Raw genomic sequence first — 19,011 nt, 5'->3', positions numbered from 1 at the left:
AGTATTAATTTATATTTAAAAGATTTATACTAATAATAATGGACATGCTAAAATATAAATAGGAGGAATGATCCTTTATGAATATAACTTTTGAACAAGCTACTAAATCTTTTCACTTGCAAACTGGAAACACAAGCTATGTAATGCAAATTTATAAAGATGGTTATCTAGCACATCTTTACTGGGGAAGGCGTTTAAGAATGCCAATCAGTAATGAGCTTTTAGCCTTAAAACTAAGAGGTTCTTTTTCAGCTAACCCTGACAATGAAGACGATTCTTTTTCACTGGACACATTACCACAAGAATTTCCGTCTTATGGTAATACTGATTTGCGCGTTCCTGCTTATGAAGTACAACTTGAAAATGGGACTACAATAACCGACCTTAGGTTTGTTTCTTATGATATCTTAAAAGGAAAACCAGCGCTCATTGGACTACCATCTACCTATGTAGAAAATGAAGATGAAGCTTTAACTTTAGAAATAGTAATGTTTGACTCTTTAATTAATCTTAAGGTAGTGTTGGCTTATAGTATTTTTGATAAACATGACGCTATTACTAGAAGTGTTCGATTTATAAATGAAGGACATACAAATTTAAAACTTCTCCGAGCACTAAGCATGAGCGTAGATTTTAATAAGGATGAATATGACTTCATGAATCTTTCAGGTTCTTGGGCAAGGGAGAGGCATGTTGAAAGAACTGCTCTGAGTAGCGGCAACAAATCTATAGAAAGCAGAAGAGGCGCAAGTGGTCATCAGCAAAATCCTTTTATAGCGCTTCTAAGCCCCGATGCAACTGAAGAACATGGTGAGGTATATGGTTTTAGTTTAGTTTATAGTGGTAATTTTTTAGCTCAAGCTGAGATTGACCAATATAATACTACTAGGGTATCCATGGGAATTAATCCTTTTGGATTTTCATGGTTACTTACGCCTATGGAAACTTTTCAAACACCGGAAGTTGTTATGGTTTATTCCTGTGAGGGTATTGGTAATATGTCTAGAACTTATCACAAACTGTATAGATCGCGTTTATGTAGGGGGAAATTTAGAGATGCATTGAGGCCTGTACTTGTGAATAACTGGGAGGCCACTTATTTCGATTTCACTGCTGATAAAATAGAGGAAATTGCAAAAGTTGGAAAAGAACTAGGTATTGAACTTTTTGTATTAGATGATGGTTGGTTTGGCAAGAGAGATGACGACAAGACTTCATTAGGTGATTGGGTAGTTGATAAAAATAAATTGCCTATGGGCTTAGATGACCTTGCTAGTCGCGTAAATAAACTTGGTCTACAGTTTGGATTATGGTTTGAACCTGAAATGATATCACCTGATAGTGATTTGTATAGATCACATCCTGATTGGTGCTTGCACGTACCAAATAGAACTCGCTCGCAGGCTAGAACTCAGTTAGTTCTAGATTTATCAAGAAAAGACGTTTGTGATTATATTATAGATATGGTAAGTAGTGTATTAAAAAGTGCTCCAATTAGCTATGTTAAATGGGACATGAATAGAAATATGACCGAGATTGGTTCATCATTATTACCACCAGAAAGGCAACGCGAAACAGCCCACAGATATATGTTAGGACTTTATAGCGTAATGGATTCAATAACAACAGGTTTCCCTAATATATTGTTTGAAAGTTGTTCCGGTGGCGGCGGTCGCTATGACCCAGGAATTTTGTACTATATGCCACAAACCTGGACTAGCGATGATACCGATGCAGTAGAAAGGCTTAAAATCCAGTATGGAACAAGCATAGTTTATCCAACAAGTACTATGGGCTGCCACGTTTCTGATATCCCTAATCACCAAGTATCAAGAAATACCTCCCTTAAAATGAGAGGAGATGTAGCCATGTCTGGAAACTTTGGATATGAGTTAGATCTTACGAAATTTACAAGCGAGGAAAAAGAAGAAGTAAAACTTCAAATTTCTTTATACAAAGAGTTAAGAGAACTCATTCAACATGGTGATATGTATCGCTTGCTAAGTCCATTCGAAGGAAATACAGCTGCATGGATGTTTGTGTCATGTGATAAAACAGAGGCGTTTATTAGTTATTTTAAGGTTCTTGCTACAGCTAATGGACCAGCGGAAAAATTAACTTTAAGAGGCCTAGATCCTGAGCTAAATTATAAAATTGCTGGTAAAGAAGGTTTCTATGGTGGTGATCAGCTTATGTATTCAGGTCTTAATATAACAGAATTAAATGGAGATTATTCCAGTATTACTTGGAGAATCAAGGCTGAAATTTAATTAAGTTATAGTTTGTGTTGACTACCATGTAAGTTAATTGTAAAATGTGACTATATAGAATAACTTAATTTTATATATAATTTTACAAATATACTTTTAAAGGGATGGGGATTATGGTTGATTTAAAAGGAATGAGCAAGAAGAAGAAAGCTGAATACATCTGGGAATATTATAAATTGCATATTATAGGCGTTTTGGTTGTTATATGTATAATAATTTCAATTATACATGGTCAAATTACTAAGGTAGATTACGTATTCAACCTAACCATGCTTGGAAATACTGTAGACACAACTAAGCTGACTGATTTAGAGAAGCAAATTACGAGTGTTGTTGTAAGTGACGGAGATAAAAAAAAGCAAGCTACTATAGGCAATATGTCCATTGGCGGTTCGACTAGCTCAGACTCTACAATGTCAAGCCAATATATGCAAAAGTTTGTTGCCCAATTATCTGTTGGAGAACTTGATATTGTAATTTTAGATAAAGATATGTTTGAGTCTTTCGCTAAACAAAATATGTTTTTAAGATTGGATAACTTGAGTGGACTTGATTTAAATTCTATAAAAAGCGAGAAGATTGAAGCTACTGTAGAGGATAACATTAAGGCTGTGTATGCCATAAATGCTAAAGACATTAAAGCGTTTAAGAATGTAGGATTTGATACAACTAATAAGGTAATTGGTATTATTAGTACATCTAAGCAAAAGACTAACTCAGCTTTGGTGCTTACGTGGCTGTTAAATAAATAATTTGCTTGTTAGAATTACTAACAATGATTGTTAAATATATTAAGGCCAACACCTTCTAATAGAGCATCCCTTAAATCTCCTTCTGAAATGTCGTTAAACCAAATGCTTTCCGGACTTAAAAATATTAAAAGACTATACATTTTACTGTTAACGGGTTCCATTTTGAAGTTCTTTTACAAAAACATCACCAATATTATCATATAAAATCACGCTTATATACTAAGCTATTAATCTAATATTTAAACAAGGAAACACAGGCTAAACTCTGTGTTTTCTTATTTTTTGGCAATTCAATCCCTTATACTTTAAATTTATGCTATTATTAGTATATAAGTAATCTATAGTTTAGTGAACAGTTGTAATATTAGACGAATCAAAGATTATTTATATCTGGGGGGGTGTGTAATGATTAAGATTGGAATAATTACAGATATACATAATAATGTAGTGGCATTAGAATCTATTCTAAAATTATTTGAATATGAAAAATGTGATGAAATAATATGTTGTGGTGATATAATCGGAATTGGACCATTTCGGCATACGGCAACCATTCGTGTAATTTAGGGCCACTTAACATTATTTTGAAATTATCATTGGACTTTCAAAGTACCATAAACGTTAAATTATAGATATATCAGTACTTTGATTATGGTACTGAGTTATAGAACCCGTTAATATAGCATTACTAGGTCTTACCTACCTAATTAGCAATTAAGAACTATAAACGAAGGTTTCTGGTACTTAATTCCTTAACGTGTTTTGTTGGCTGCACCCCTACTTAGGGTATATTCTTTATATATTGAATGAATACCTCTCTATATGGACATAATTCCAAATAAGGAGGGGTAATATGAACAATAAAAAAATTTTATATTCACTGTTAACAATAATTTTTATTTCATTTGTTGGTGCCAACTATTCTCTTGCGCACTATATGAAAAAATATAATTTAAAGCTTGAAGCTTGTGGTACTTTGCCATATTTAAAATTCACTGAGAAAAGCTTTAGTAATAATTTAATACAAACTTCGGTGACTACTAATTTGGCTAGGGTTGCTGAGGATACAAAATTTGTGTTCAAAATTAAATATATTGATAATGAAGTAAGAAACATGGTACTCGAAAAATATTTTAATGACTCTTCTGAGCTATATAGGAAAACACAATCAGAACTTAATGAGTTTTTTAAAAATCAAGGATACGCAGTTTCTAATATGGGTAATGATGTAATAGTTTTTGTTAATAATAGTAATAGGTACAGTTATAAAGCTAATAGGTATTTTTTAGGAGTATATAATGATTTTGTAACAATTTATAAAACTGATAAAAATGGAAATATAATAGCTCATAAACTATTTAATTCTAATGTGTATACAGCAGATGGTAAACAAGAGAAATATAACTTTAATTTACAAGACAAAGGTGAATTGCATCTTACAAAAATAGAAGATTTAAAAGAAAAAAACGGATTGTTGGATTACTTAATTAAAGGCAGTAAATTCACTAAAAATATTGATGGTAGCAATGATATGGAAGAAAGCGAAGAATACGAAAAAGGTGAATTTAAAGCTGCTGAGAAGGCTTTTGATAACGCTATGGGCTTATTAAAATCTTAAATCATATCAATTACATAATATGTACTATATTCTTAAAAATGTATTTTTTTAAAGTAAAAGCCTTAAAATTTAAAATTTTAAGGCTTTTTTAATTGCTTGTGTCCTTTTGTCCACCTATATTCTCAGTGAAACTGAAATGTATATATTTATTGGAGCTACTAAGTTTGTTACGACAAAACATAGTCCGTTTTGAGTGAAATTCAATATGATTCACGTATTTTTAGTGTAGATGCCTAATCTATAAATTGTTCAAGGCGAGTATATTCAGTGCTAACTTTAGGTATTTAATTTTTGCCATTTAATTGCTCTGCGATGATTCTTGATAAATACATACCAGTATTTTTCACTTCCTTGATATCATTAGTATATGTGCCTACTTCAATTAACACAGCATTATCACTTTTATCCTGATTATAATAAGACTTACCTCGTTGATTAACTTTAATTGGCATGCTCCTTAAAAGAGTTGGAAATAATTTTTTTGATATTCCCACCATGGAATTTACCAATTTTTTCTGTTTTGCATATTTAGGATTTTGTTCTGTAACTACAAACATAATTTGAGCGACATTTTCCCCATTTATTTTAGTTGTTACGGTATTTTTATTCACTACACTATCTCTATGTAAATCTATAATTAAATCGAAGTTTCCATATTCCTTTAAGTACTTAGCTAAAGTAACTCCAGATTTTTTGTAGGCATTATTGTAATCCGTTTTATCATGTACAGTTTTATCATGGATAACGCTAATCCCATAAATTTTTTCTAGTTCCTCAGTTATTACATCTCCTACACCAACTACACTTCTTGTTGTGTCCAAACTATTGTAAGTTTTAAATGTTTCCTTGTCTGAGGTACGATAAGATTCACAAGTATGTGTATGATATATAAACACTCGTGGTTTGGCTTTATTTAGAACTTGTTTTAAATTAGGATTATAGAGGTCTGCAATCACATTAGGAGCTTCGACTTTATCTTCAGATTTACTTACCTGCTTATCATCTAACTTAAAGGGGGTAAGAATAAATGCTTTTACTTTCTCTACAGCATTGCTTTCATCAGCTACACTTACATCAGTACTGTCTTCATTACTATTCAAATATGCAATTTCTTTAGTCATTATTGATATAGGATTAGAAATGTCTATTCCTAAAAATGATAAGACCGCAATTTTCATGTCACTTGTACGGCTATCATACTTTTCTTTATTACCTAACTTAATAGCAGGTAACACATTATCAATTACACTAACATAAAAAGAATTTCGAGTTTTTTGTCCAGAATCTGCCATAGCATTTTTAGGTAAAATTATTGCGCCTAATAAAAAAATAATCAGTAATGAAAAAATATTTAAAAGTGTCGCACTAATTTTCTTATCCTTCTTACTCATATTTATCTCCCTACTATATTTTCATTTAATTTACTCGGATTTCCTATAGTTTGTTGGTGCGGTGCATTTTATATAATTGATATTAAAACCACTTATAATTCATTTATGTCTGATTCAGATATTAACCCTAAACAAACAAAAGTCATGAGCATAGATTTAATAGAACCATTGAATACCCTATTAACAAATAAGTAACTTTCTGATTTTATACAATCATTTTTTGAAACCAAAGGAAAATATAAATATTCATAACCTAATTTACTAAACCCAATTGCGTTTTTATTCAACAATCTGTTTATGAGACTTTTAATTGTAGCAGGTTTCCACTTGGATTTATCCTTTAATTCCTTAATAATATTGAATGAAGAAATTTCAGAGTTAGCCCATATTATTTTCATTATTTCCCATTCAGCATCTGATATTTTGGGAATTATGCACATTTATATATCACCCCACTTCAAGCACAATCACATTAATGTTAGTTTACGACTGTAATTTATATCTTTTTATACTATATCTTTTTATACTATATTCTTTAATATAATAATTATTACATATTAATAAATTGTACAAATAAATGTTTATATATTGGGATTTTGTACTTTTATATTTTGGCTTTATTATTAAAATTATATGTACAAGCTTATTATTTTATGGTATAATATGCATATGTTAACATAATACATAAAAGTTGTATAATTATGTATTTAAATACCAATTAAATAAGTAAAAAGCTAAACTAACTTATTTAGTTATTAGCTATATTTGAATATTAAATAAAGTTTAGGAAGAAACAAAAATGAAAAACTTGAAAATGAAGTTAATAGCTTTGGGAATCTTGAGCACTGTTGTAATTTCTACAACACCAGTTTTCGCTGCAACTTCTACTAGTATAACACCAGGTATTGCTACGACTTATACTACTACTACACCAGTTATTGTTCCAACAGCTATTATACAGCCCTCATTTAATTATGGACCAAATGGAGGACCAAGTGCTGATTATATTACAGAAAACGGCGGAGTTATACAACTGGGTGATATAGGTGCAGCTGTTAAAGAGATTCAATCCGTGTTAAATCAAAGAGGATATCCTTGTGGTACCGTGGATGGAATATTTGGAGCAAATACAAAATCTGCTGTAATTAATTTTCAGAAAAAATCTCTTATATATTTAACACCGGATGGTATTGTAGGTCGAAATACTTGGGTTGCTATGAATTAATTAAATTGTTAGTTGTAAAAAAAGCAGTCTAGATTTTTATCTAAACTGCTTTTTCGTTTCTATAATTATAGTTACTATCACTTATATGCAGCGTGGCTACACTATAGTTTGAGTAGTTGTAGAGAAAAAAGTATTTTAGGAATGGAATAATCATGGATTATTGCTTTGTAAAAAGTAATCTAATACAGTAATTTAATGAACAATATTCATATATAACGCAACATTATAATATTGTAAAATAAAGTAAGAATGATTTTCCCTCCTTTATTTTTTTGCAAATTATTAATCACATACTTAATATAATCATATTATCTAAAATAGATAATATGCTAAATTATCATTTAATTTATCACTGAATTTAGCATTAATAATCGCACATAGAATCACACTGTTAATAAATTTATTAACAGTGTGATTCTATGTGCTAAAACATATGATAAAATATTGTATTATTTATTAAAACTACTTGTTAATGCAGTTACATCAACAAAAAACTCTATGACAAAATCATAGAGTTTTTTTATGCTAAAATGTCTGATAATTAATCAAAAGAACTTCAAAATGGAACCCGTTAATTTTACTGTATAGTCTTTTAATATTTTATTTTAAATTCTTTAAACTAGTTACCATTTTATTAACTTTATCTTTTGTAATTACAAAATCAGATTTTCCATTCCTAAATACTGCATAAAACTGATCATTATAAGGTACAAAATTAACAACTTCTTCTTTTTTGCTTCCCTTATTAAGACTATAAGTAATACTTATTTTTGGTTTATCTTCTAATTTTTTATCATTCTGCGAATCCACTGTAAGTCCTATTATTTCTTGATACTCAGTTTTAAACTTATCAATTTCTATGCTCTTACCGTTTACTTTAGATGTTGTAGTTACAACATCAGGATCTCCGGATTTTTCAGCTTTAGCAGAAGTTCTAGAAAGCATAACGGTGTCTTTTTTTCCATTTGCATCTACAACTATTTTATCAACATAATCTATATTTACAATGTATGCAAATTTAGAGATTACATCAAAAGGCTTAATTTTAAAAGTATCAGTTACAGTCTTATCCATTATATATACTGTATTAATTCCATCTACTTTAAAATATACACTACTCTCATCTTTATTTTTACCTATTAAGAGGTGTAACGTATTTTTACTATCCTTATACGTTAGATCCATAACCGGCTTATTAAATCCATATCTACTTAAGTCCTTTGGATTATCTTCAGCTATATCACTAACTATTAAATTCGGAATGGCAGCTGTCAGCGTAGCAATTTTCTCTGAATCTAGACCTTGTGGCGAACTATACGCCCCTGTAAGCATCCAAGTATTTATATTGTATTGGATTTCGTCCGCACTTTGATTTGTGCTTTTTGTAATCACAACTGGTGAACTTCCAGCTTGCACAATTTTCATATAAGAAAGTGTGGCTGCATCTATTGCAGTAATAGTGTTATCTCTATATGCCGACTGCTTTAAATTAAGACCTTCTACAGTGCTAGCTGATATAAAATATACGCTTTTACTTGTTTTTTCACTTACATAATAATTAGCTTCATCTGAAGTTTTATCTCCAATCAATAGGGTTTTATCTATTCCTTCCCCATTTATTACTACATTTATAATGGGATTGTCAAGACCATACTTTCCCATGTCCTTAGCATCCTTTTCTACCAGTGTTCCAGACAAAGTTATTAATGGATCTGTAACACCAGTAATAGCAGTTTGGTTAAGCTTATAATCATAATTTTCAATAGCCCATTCTTTCGCATTTTTAACAAATGTATTGTCTGAACCATCGCCGGTAATAATTACTTTTGAAACCTTAGCACTATCTAACTCCCAAACTTCTACGCTAGCTGCCACATCACTTGAAGGACTCGAATCCTGCTGGGCAGTTTTTGGGTGTTTTGAAACGTAAAAATATGTTCCGCATAAAACGAGTAGTATAACAACTAATGCAATAATACTCTTAAATTTCTTCATAGATGTCTCCTCTTAAGCCATATGACAACCCCTGCAATTAAGACTATACCTGGAATTACTATTACAACTAATGCGGAAAATCCAAGTATTTGTGCCTGCGTAATCTTTAATGCCTCTGTTGTTAAATCCTTTGGCGTAATAGAGATGTTATCCTTAAGATCCTGTACCCAATTCATACTATTCATAAATAGGTCCATGTTACCACCACCTGCTACATTAACAAAACCTGATGATGAAAAAACAACAATTTTAGCAGAACTTTCTCCTTGCGTATCTGTTATAGCAACTGCAACATCAAAAGGACCATCTAAATCTCCAGCCTCTTTCTCAGTAGTTGTGCTATTTACATCTTTCTTTCCCCATGCCTTATCGGACGTCGTAAGTAAGGGTTCAATTTTGAGTGAAGCCTTCTTAACAGCTAATTGCTTAATTGGTTGTCCTGCTGGGAAAAGAATAGGTAGACCTGCAGATGTCAAAGGATCTACAATAGCATGACTATTCATTGTGGGGATAAGATACACTGGTGCTTGATAGAACTTCTCTGAATCTCCTTCGAGTATTATAGATTGTTCTATTTGAATCCCAAATGTACTCATAAGATCATCAAAATTAGGCAACTTGGTTTTCTGCACATCCATTAAGAATATTCCATGCCCCCCATTTGAAAAGAAACCTTTTAACTTAGTTAATTCATCCTTTGATATATCAACTGATGGAGAACTAATAAGAAGCATATCTCCAGATGCTGGCTTCCAATCATTTGTTAATAAATCAAGCGTTTTCACTATGAAGTTCTGATTGCTTAAGCTCTTCGTAACCTCGCCTGCTAACGCCTTTTCATTATGTCCTTGTAAATTATAAACAACTGAATTTGTATCACTTACTACATACATTATAGCTCCTGTGATTTTTTGTTCTACTGCAAGAGATTGCACAGATGTCTTGCCAGTATTTTGATCTTGCGTTGTATTATATAAATCACTTTCATTAATGACTTTAAATTTACTTCCACTCTCAACAACTATGTTTCCACTAGCAATTACATTTTCAGTACTACTATATTTTTTTGCAACTTGAGGATTAGTTGTTGGATCTATATATTTTATAGTTATTTTTTTAGACTTGTCTGGATACTTATTTATTATTTCCGCAATACCTTGGTCTACACTACCCTCTTTGCCAAAAATAATAATATTAATATCCTTACTTAGATTATCCATAACTTTATATGATTGATCAGATAATGAATATAATTTATTTGTTGTCATATCGAATTTCAGATCCATTTTATCAACTATTAGGTTAGCAACTAATAATATTACAAGTACTATAGCTGTAATTAGTGTTGCATAACCCCCATATTTAAACTTATTACTTTTAAAAGCTTTTTTAATTTCTAACTTTTTCATATTCATCCACCCCTTAGCTCCATCTTCTCTTATCGACCATTCTTATAGTTAAAAATACAAATGCCACAATAAATGATAAGTAATATACCACAGAATTAAGACTTAACACACCCTGTGAAAATAAGTTATAACGTTTTATTAAAGAAAACCAATCGAAAACCTTTTGAATTAGACCATCAAAAGCTTCCTTCTTTGCTATATATATCCCTATAGTTATAATTACTCCTACTACTGCTGTAATTATTGCTGCATATATGTTTTTTGTTGAAAAATATACAACCAGAGCAAATATAGCCACTATAATTAAAGCAAAGATTATGCTAGAAGTTCTAGTACTTGGTAGTGCCTGTTGTATACTGTCTATTAGGAATATAAAAAGTAATACCCCAAAAGATAAAACTGCAGAAGTAACTTGATTTTCTGTTAAACTTGACACAAATAATCCTATTGATATTAAAGTTGCTCCCAGTAGAAATATACCAATATATCCAGTAAATATTTCAGCTGTCGAAACAACTCCAAACATACTTAGAATTAGTGGATATAAAACCGTTATCAAAAGTGATATAGCAAAAATAGATACAGCAGCAAAATATTTACCTAATATAATATCTCTTATTTTTAATGGCGAGGTAAATAATAATTGATCTGTCTTAGTTTTAGTTTCTTCAGATATAATCTTCATAGTTAAAATGGGAATTATAAACAAAAATATAGTAATTAAACTTTGCAGCGTATTATTATATGCTGGACTTGCTGATAGTAAATTATACATTGTAAAAAATATTCCTGTTATTAGTAAAAATGTCCCCATAAAAATATAACCAATAGCTGAAGTGAAATATGATCTAAGTTCTTTTAAGAATACAGCTAACATTACATTCCCCCTCCTTTATTGTTTGTAGTAACATCCAAGAATATTTCCTCAAGATCAATCTCTTTGCTCTTCATCATTAAGATAATAAACCCAGCCTTACTTAATGAAATAAATAAAGTTTCTCTTATATCTATATCATCTTTTGCCTCAACTATTAAATCTACTGTACCAGGTTCATTAACGCCTTGCTCTTGGACTAATTTAACATCCTGGATTTCTTTGATTTTTTTATATACATCCGGTTTTGCCCCTTTAACTCTAAGTAAAACTGTATTACTAATTTTTACTCTTTTAGCTAATTCCTTTGGAGTTCCAGATGCTACAATCTTACCCTTATTTATTATTATGACTCTATGGCATATTGCACTAACTTCTGATAATATGTGAGAACTTAATATAATAGTGCATGTCTTACCAATTTTCTGAATTAGATTTCTTATTTCTATAATTTGTTTTGGATCCAGGCCTACTGTAGGTTCATCTAAAACAAGTACCTCAGGATCACCAACCAAAGCTTGAGCTAATCCTACCCTTTGTTTATATCCCTTAGAAAGATTTTTTATAAGCCTCCCTCTAACATCCAATATTTTTACAAGCGACATTATTCTTATCATACTTGCCTCAATAGCACCAGATTTAACCTTTTTTATTCTATGCACAAATTTAAGGTACTCTTCAACAGTCATATCCAAATATAATGGTGGGATTTCTGGAAGATATCCTATCTTTTTCTTTGCAGCCTCAGGATTTTCAAGTATGTCAATACCATCAATTCTTACATTGCCATCAGTTGCAGAAATATATCCTGTGAGAATATTCATAGCAGTTGATTTACCAGCACCATTAGGTCCTAGAAATCCCAATATTTCACCTTTTTTCACTGTTAGATTAAGTCCATCTACCGCTACCTGATCACCATAACGTTTTGTTACATTTTCCATTTGTATCAATTTTCTTCACCCCTTTAAACATTTCTTTCTAGCTTTTACATAAATTATTCAACCATTGACATAATATCACCTAATTATGTCAGTTTGGAGTTTATTTTATGGCCATTTTGTAAACAATTTCAATTATAACATTAATTCGCGTAATGTTGCAAAATTAACTGAATTATTACATCTCTTATTTTAACTATATTGTTAGTAACTTAATTGAAAGTCATATTAAATCACCTCCTGCGGAGCTGCAACATCTTCATAGAAGTTGCAAACTGCTCATCAGGAGGTAATTGACAACAAAAGAGCACAATTCCATTCACTCAATGAATTATTAATATAAAATTTCTCACATTTGTTTGAACTCTTAGGATGAATTTTGTTAAGTTTATACTCATTTACATCACAATCCAAATTAGCAAGGTAAGTATTGCCAAAACGTATATACTTTTTCTAAAAATATTGATACTTATTTCTGAACTCTCCAGGCGTGAGAAATATTTGTTTTTTAAATAAATAACTAAAATAAGGTGTATTTTCAAAACCACATAGAACCGCAATGTCTGCGACTGATTTACCAGTTCTTACTAACAATTCCTTACCTTTATCAATCCTTATTTTTGTAACATATCCATTTGGAGTTGTCCCCATAGCCTTAGTGAATATTTTGTGAAAATAATTTGGGCTGAGCTTAGTTATGTCTGATAGTTCATTAAGACTTAATTTGTTTTGAATGTTATTTTGTATATACTCTATAACATTTTCAAGCATTTTGTATTGTGCTACGCAAGGAATTTTTAAACTACTTATGGGATTTATAACATCTCTGTGAAATTCAAATATTATTTGAAGTATTAATGATTTTAATAACACAGAAGAAAACTCATTACAATTTATAAATTCTATCAGTACAGAATCAAATAATTGATGGTATTTTTCACTAGATTCCGGATGGAACACAGGTGGAATAGCATCTAGCATCATATTCAAATAATAAAATTGAAACTGTTGATTCTTATCAAAAATATAACTTTCTCTCGTTTTTGCTGAATTACTCGTCATATCAAAACATATTAAATAGCAGCTATAAGGCATAACTCCCTTCACTAGCTGCCCTGGTCTTCTAAAAACTAAGTCTCCTTTACTAATAGGATATATAGTATCTTCTATAATCATTGAACCTTTGCTATCTAATAAAAATTCTATTTCATAATCGTATACATATCTTTTTGCTATTTTATTTTCTTTTGACATTTTCATACCTTTGTTAAATAATGAAGCGTATAATAACGTAGGATTAATCTGATTATTTTTAATTTTTACATTTTGTATATTTTCAAACATACACTACACCTCTCTAAATTCTATAATTATATTTTATCATAAGATTTTGAAAAACTAAATAATATATTGTATAGAAACATGTTGTTTATCAATATATAATATAAAGTATACACATTATGATTTTGAAAACATGAGGAGGATTATAAAATGATAAGACAATCGCTTTCAAGACAAGAGGTAATAAATGCTATTGAACGAAAAGGAGGAACTAAAATCCCTTTAGTTTTTCATAAATGGTGGGGCAATGGACTCGAGGATAAGTATGGTGACAAATTAAATGAGATGGCATCAAAATATCCAGATGATATTTTCAGGGTTTTCTACAATGCTCCAGGAGAATCAAAGTCTACAACAAATACCCCATCATATAGATGGGGCTATAAGGAAGATTATACTGGCGTAGCAAAACACAGCATAGGTGAAGTAACTGAACTTCTCTCAGATTGGTCAGAGCTAGACATTTTTCTTAAGGATTTACCTAATCCCAATGAACACACCTCTTTTGATAATGTAAAAAATGAGATTGAGTCCGCAGGAAATAGGTACAAATTAGGTTGTTTTTGGAAATTGTTTCATGAACGTTTATGGTCAATAAGAGGTATGGAAAACCTAATGATGGACTATTATGATGATATGGATGGCCTAAAACTAATCTGCAGACACTTGCTTGATTTTTATAAAGTAATAATAGACCGTTTTGCTGAGTTAGGTTTTGATGGTATATTCACTTCTGATGATTTAGGACACCAAACAAATCTTATGATGTCTCCAGCAATATTTGAAGAATTATATTTTCCTTTTTATAAAGAGTTTATTGAATATGTTCACGAGAAGCGTATGCATGTTTTTCTTCATTCTTGTGGTGATAATACTAAGATAATGCATTATTTAATAGAGGCTGGATTAGATGTATTCCATCCTATACAAAAGGGTTGCATGGATGAGGCAGAAACAGTTGCTAATTTTGGTGATAAAATAACATTTCTTGCAGGAGTAGACGTTCAGCACTTACTACCTGAAGGAACAGTTCAAGAAGTAAAGGCAGGTGTTACGCAGCTTATTGACACTCTATACAAAAAAGAAGGTGGGTTGCTTCTTGCTGCCGGAAATGGAATACTTTCTGATACTCCTCTTGAGAATATTGAGGCAATGCTTGAGACTATTAGCTCTGGGAAACTTTTATAAGTTTACTAATGGTATTCAAGTAACTAATCTAAAAAACAAATAGTCTCCATCTTTAGATGGAGACTATTTGTTTTTTATATACCTTTAATATCATTGCCATAAACTTCAATAGTAAATAACTCCAATCAAATTCATGCTCCTCCATCATGTTGTCTGTATATCATAACTTTTGAATGTACATTTGTATTTTCATAGTAATAAATATCGCCACTATTTAAGATGTCAATATCTCCTTGTTCTAAAATATACTTATCATTGTTAACTCCCACAGTAATACACCCTTTTTCAACGTAAGTAAGTTCGAAATCAATATGCCAATTTGAAAGTTCTCCAGGAAATTATCACTTAATACTATCCTTAAATAGCTTCAAGCATTCTATATTGACTCATATAAAGTTCATAATACTCACCCTTAGCCTCCATAAGTTTATCATGATTTCCTGATTCAACTATTGTGCCATGATTAATATACATTATTCTGTCTGAATTCTTTATGGTAGAAAGCCTATGAGCTATTATAAACGAAGTTCTTCCTTTTAAAAGTTCTTCAAGCCCCTTTTGCAGCAGCATTTCTGTTTTTGTATCTATACTTGAAGTTGCTTCATCTAATATTAAAATCTTTGGATCTGCAAGTAAAGCTCTTGCAAATGATATTAACTGCCTTTGTCCAGCTGAAAGTCTTGAACCTCTTTCATGTACCTGTGTATTGTACCCTTCACTTAGTGTAACTATAAACTCATGAGCTCTAACTGCTTTTGCAGCATTCATAACCTGTTCATCTGTTGCATTAAGCTTGCCATACCTTATATTATCCATTATTGAACCTGAGAATATAAATGAATCCTGAAGCATTACGCCCATCTGTTTTCTTAATGAGTTAAGTTGCACATCGCAAACGCTAATTCCATCCACAAGCACTGCTCCACTCTCAAGGTCATAAAATCTACTTATTAGATTAATAATAGTAGTTTTCCCTGCGCCTGTGGGGCCTACTAGTGCTACAGACTCTCCTTGCCTAGCAATAAAACTTATATCATCTAATATTCTATGGCCATCATCATAAGAAAAATCAACATTTTTAAATTCTACTTGCCCTTTTATTTCAGGCATTTGAAACGCTTCTGGTAAATCTTTAACATTAGGTTCCTCATCCATAGTCTCAAATATTCTTTCCAAATATGCCATATTATTTATAATAGAATTGTAAGTGTTTGCAATATTATTTATTGGTCCCCAGAACCTTCCAACGTATGCTATGAAAGCAATAAGTACACCAATTGTGATAGCACCACTTGCAATCCAAGCCACTCCCAACATATATACGGCTACCACTACTAAATTACCAATATTATCAACAAAAGGTCCCATCAAAAATTGAATTTTCACAGCATGCATCCAAGATTTTCTATAGTTATCACTGAGTTCATCAAATATTTTTAAATTTTCTTTTTCTCTAGAAAAAGATTGAGTAACCTTCATACCACATATACTTTCATGAATATATGCATTTAAATTTGAGGATTTACTACTTAAAACTTGAAATGCTTTTCTCTGCATTGTTTTAATTGCAAAAGCAGCCCCTGCAAGCACTGGAAGTCCAATGAGACCAATAAGTGTAAGTCTAACATCAATTAAAAACATAAATCCTATAATAACAAACAAAGTAAAAGTGTCTGTTATTAAATTGATAATACCATTTGATAAAAGATCACTTAAAGAGTTTACATAGTTAACTACTCTTACTAAGATTTTACCATGTGGCCTACTGTCGTAATAACTAAATGGAAGTTCTTGCAAATGCGTAAATAAATCTTTTCTTATATTTAAAATTGCACTCTGCCCCATATCCGTCATAAATTTTATTTTAATATTTAAACAAAGTCCGTTAATTATAACCGTTGCAAAATATATTAAACTTAATATTATAAGTCCTGTTATATCTTTATTAGGTATCTTACTATCTAGTGCTACTTTAATAAGATACGGACCAATAAGGTTTGCAACTGATGCTATTAACATAATCACTATAGTTATACCCATTTTCTTCTTATATGGCGTAATATATTTCATAAGCCTTTTGACGTGCTGCATATTAAATTCTGATTCTAATTTTTCGTCTACATCATATTTATTTCTAGCCATTTAAACTACCTCCTTACCTTTTGCATCATCAAAATTCCCAAACTGATTAATATAAACATTATAATATTCACCTTTTCTTGTGAGAAGTTCACTGTGAGTTCCTCGTTCTACAATTCTTCCATTATTTAGTACTAATATCATATCTGCATTTTTTACTGAAGATATTCTATGTGCAATAATAAATGTAGTTTTATCTTTGAAATATTTATCAAGTGAATGTCTAATATTATTTTCAGTTTGTATATCAAGGCTAGAAGTAGTGTCATCTAGTATTATTATCGATGGATTTTTGAGTAGTGCTCTGGCAAGGGAAATCCTTTGCTTTTGCCCACCTGATAACCCAACTCCTCGTTCACCAACAATGGTATCATAGCCCTCCTCCATCTTGTTTATGAAATCATCCGCACCTGCAATACTCGCTGCCCATCTTACTTCATCCATAGATGCAGTAGGCAACCCATAGGCGATGTTTCCTTCGATAGTATCAGAGAATAGGAATATATCTTGCATAGCTACTGCTATGTTTTTGCGTAATCTTCGCAAATTAAAATCTTTTATATCATGACCATCAACAAATATTTCTCCTTTTGTACATTCATAGAACCTACAAAGTAAACTTACGAAAGTAGATTTACCTGAACCTGTATGCCCAATAATTGCAATAGTTTGACCTGGACTAACTTTCAAATTTATATCCTCAAGTACTGCCTCATCACCGTAATTAAAGTTTACATTTTTAAACTCTATATTACCCTTTATCCTGTCTTCTTGAACTTGATGTTTTGAATTTTTAATTTTAGGCTGAGTATACATAAGTTCCATTATCTTCTCACCAGATGCTGAAAATCTTTGTATATCATTAATTAACCAACCAGCCATTCTCATTGGATTATTAATTGTAAATATTAAAGCATTAAAGGTAACTAAATCTCCTATGGTAATATTTTTGTTAATTACCATAATTCCACCTACAAGAATAAGTACTATATTAAGACTTATAGACAAAGAATCTATAATTGGAAGATACTTTCCCCAAACTTTTGCTGAATCGATGTTTCTTTTTCTAAATTCTGCATTTTCTTTTCCAAATTTTTCTATTTCAAATTCTTCCTTAGCAAAAGCCTTTACAACTCTATTACCACTTATGTTTTCCTGTGCTACAGAATTAAGCCTTGAAAATTGCTGCCTTACATTAAAAAAAGTTGGTTTTACTTCTATTGCAAGCTTTCTAGCAAAATAAGCTATTGGAGGCGTAAACATAAGTAAAATCAATGTAAGTTTATAATTCATTGAAAACATAATTCCTATTCCGAATAAAAATATAAATGAGTTCTCTATAACGTTATACCCTACCCATGCAAGAAAATGCCTTACTGCATCAATATCACCTGTCATTTTATTCATTATATCTCCTGTACTAGTTTTATCAAAAAAATCGAAATCTAGTTTCTGAAGATTGCTATAGATATCATTTCTAATATCAAATATAGAATCCTGAGACATCTTTTCTAACAAAATTAAAAAAGTATACCTTAATATTGACCTTAGCAATATTATCCCTGAAATAAATAGTAGCAATGGAACTAATAAATTTTTCTCTTTTCCTATAATAATCCTATCTACAATTGTTCCAGATAAATACGGTGCCACCATGTTCATAGCTGAACATATAATAACTAATAAAAAACCCACTATTATTTTACCTTTGTACTTTCTTGCATACTTCCACACCCAATTAAAAGCCATAATTACCACCCCATAATTTTTTTCTCTATACTATTATCATGTATATGTTTAAATAATAAAATGTAGTTTTCGCTCTAATATAATGTTCATTCTTGTATTAATAAATAAAGTCCTCTTAT

17 protein-coding genes are annotated in these 19,011 nt (G+C 30.8%); 6 read left to right on the top strand and 11 right to left on the bottom strand.

Translation table 11 applies throughout. The annotated features are described in order from the left end of the window. Positions 1-77: 77 nt before the first annotated feature. Positions 78-2,270: an alpha-galactosidase gene (locus tag ACREVX_RS05955; RefSeq protein ID WP_431543248.1), complete on the top strand. Its 2,193-nt coding sequence runs from the start codon at positions 78-80 to the stop codon at positions 2,268-2,270. A 113-nt stretch (positions 2,271-2,383) separates the two neighbouring features. Beyond that, positions 2,384-3,022, top strand: a complete 639-nt coding sequence (locus ACREVX_RS05950) for a hypothetical protein (protein ID WP_431543247.1) — start codon at positions 2,384-2,386, stop codon at positions 3,020-3,022. Between the two features lie 17 nt (positions 3,023-3,039). Here the strand turns inward: ACREVX_RS05950 and ACREVX_RS05945 are convergent, their stop codons facing one another. Next, positions 3,040-3,183, bottom strand: coding sequence for a hypothetical protein (locus tag ACREVX_RS05945; protein WP_431543246.1), 144 nt, complete (start codon positions 3,181-3,183; stop codon positions 3,040-3,042). Between the two features lie 244 nt (positions 3,184-3,427). Here ACREVX_RS05945 and ACREVX_RS05940 point away from each other — a divergent pair, with 244 nt between their 5' ends. Both ACREVX_RS05940 and ACREVX_RS05935 read left to right on the top strand, forming a co-directional pair. After that, positions 3,428-3,589, top strand: a complete 162-nt coding sequence (locus ACREVX_RS05940; protein WP_431543245.1) for a metallophosphoesterase family protein — start codon at positions 3,428-3,430, stop codon at positions 3,587-3,589. A 286-nt stretch (positions 3,590-3,875) separates the two neighbouring features. Continuing rightward, complete coding sequence (locus tag ACREVX_RS05935; RefSeq protein ID WP_431543244.1) at positions 3,876-4,640, top strand: hypothetical protein; 765 nt, start codon at positions 3,876-3,878, stop codon at positions 4,638-4,640. Positions 4,641-4,924: 284 nt separating this feature from the next. On the opposite strand, the gene ACREVX_RS05930 is transcribed toward ACREVX_RS05935, so the two are convergent. Then, on the bottom strand, positions 4,925-6,031 hold the full coding sequence (locus ACREVX_RS05930; RefSeq protein WP_431543243.1) for a stage II sporulation protein P: 1,107 nt from the start codon (positions 6,029-6,031) through the stop codon (positions 4,925-4,927). Between the two features lie 92 nt (positions 6,032-6,123). Continuing rightward, a complete protein-coding gene (locus ACREVX_RS05925; RefSeq protein WP_431543242.1) occupies positions 6,124-6,471 on the bottom strand; it encodes a BlaI/MecI/CopY family transcriptional regulator in 348 nt (115 codons plus the stop codon). 359 nt (positions 6,472-6,830) lie between these two features. Between ACREVX_RS05925 and ACREVX_RS05920 the strand changes: the two genes are divergently transcribed. Next, the gene (locus ACREVX_RS05920; RefSeq protein ID WP_431543241.1) at positions 6,831-7,256 is read left to right on the top strand and encodes a peptidoglycan-binding domain-containing protein; all 426 of its coding nucleotides are present in this window, start codon (positions 6,831-6,833) and stop codon (positions 7,254-7,256) included. A 600-nt stretch (positions 7,257-7,856) separates the two neighbouring features. Here the strand turns inward: ACREVX_RS05920 and ACREVX_RS05915 are convergent. The 5 genes from ACREVX_RS05915 to ACREVX_RS05895 all read right to left on the bottom strand — a co-directional run bounded on the left by ACREVX_RS05915 (position 7,857) and on the right by ACREVX_RS05895 (position 13,819). Beyond that, positions 7,857-9,251 (bottom strand): DUF4340 domain-containing protein, encoded by a 1,395-nt coding sequence (locus ACREVX_RS05915; RefSeq protein WP_431543240.1) that lies wholly within the window; start codon positions 9,249-9,251, stop codon positions 7,857-7,859. Beyond that, a complete protein-coding gene (locus ACREVX_RS05910; protein ID WP_431543239.1) occupies positions 9,248-10,660 on the bottom strand; it encodes a GldG family protein in 1,413 nt (470 codons plus the stop codon). Before ACREVX_RS05910 ends, ACREVX_RS05915 begins: the two co-directional genes overlap by 4 nt. Before the next feature lie 13 nt (positions 10,661-10,673). Next, positions 10,674-11,537: an ABC transporter permease gene (locus ACREVX_RS05905; RefSeq protein WP_431543238.1), complete on the bottom strand. Its 864-nt coding sequence runs from the start codon at positions 11,535-11,537 to the stop codon at positions 10,674-10,676. Next, positions 11,537-12,487: an ABC transporter ATP-binding protein gene (locus ACREVX_RS05900; protein ID WP_500861853.1), complete on the bottom strand. Its 951-nt coding sequence runs from the start codon at positions 12,485-12,487 to the stop codon at positions 11,537-11,539. The genes ACREVX_RS05905 and ACREVX_RS05900 overlap by 1 nt, the downstream gene beginning before the upstream one ends. A 441-nt stretch (positions 12,488-12,928) precedes the next feature. After that, positions 12,929-13,819 (bottom strand): helix-turn-helix transcriptional regulator, encoded by an 891-nt coding sequence (locus ACREVX_RS05895; protein ID WP_431543237.1) that lies wholly within the window; start codon positions 13,817-13,819, stop codon positions 12,929-12,931. 147 nt (positions 13,820-13,966) lie between these two features. On the opposite strand from ACREVX_RS05895, the gene ACREVX_RS05890 reads away from it, so the two are divergent. Then, on the top strand, positions 13,967-15,004 hold the full coding sequence (locus tag ACREVX_RS05890) for a uroporphyrinogen decarboxylase family protein (RefSeq protein WP_431543236.1): 1,038 nt from the start codon (positions 13,967-13,969) through the stop codon (positions 15,002-15,004). Positions 15,005-15,135: 131 nt separating this feature from the next. On the opposite strand, the gene ACREVX_RS05885 is transcribed toward ACREVX_RS05890, so the two are convergent. From ACREVX_RS05885 to ACREVX_RS05875, 3 genes are read right to left on the bottom strand one after another with little or no spacing between them, the layout of a single operon-like run. Beyond that, positions 15,136-15,315, bottom strand: coding sequence for a hypothetical protein (locus tag ACREVX_RS05885; protein ID WP_431543294.1), 180 nt, complete (start codon positions 15,313-15,315; stop codon positions 15,136-15,138). 46 nt (positions 15,316-15,361) lie between these two features. Beyond that, positions 15,362-17,146, bottom strand: a complete 1,785-nt coding sequence (locus ACREVX_RS05880; protein WP_431543235.1) for an ABC transporter ATP-binding protein — start codon at positions 17,144-17,146, stop codon at positions 15,362-15,364. Further along, entirely contained in the window at positions 17,147-18,895 is a 1,749-nt protein-coding gene (locus tag ACREVX_RS05875; RefSeq protein WP_431543293.1) for an ABC transporter ATP-binding protein, read from the bottom strand. It abuts the gene before it with no gap. Positions 18,896-19,011: the final 116 nt, after the last annotated feature.

Source organism: Clostridium sp. (assembly GCF_050717545.1).
Lineage (GTDB): Bacteria > Bacillota > Clostridia > Clostridiales > Clostridiaceae > Clostridium_AD.
This window is presented reverse-complemented; position numbering and strand designations above follow the sequence as displayed.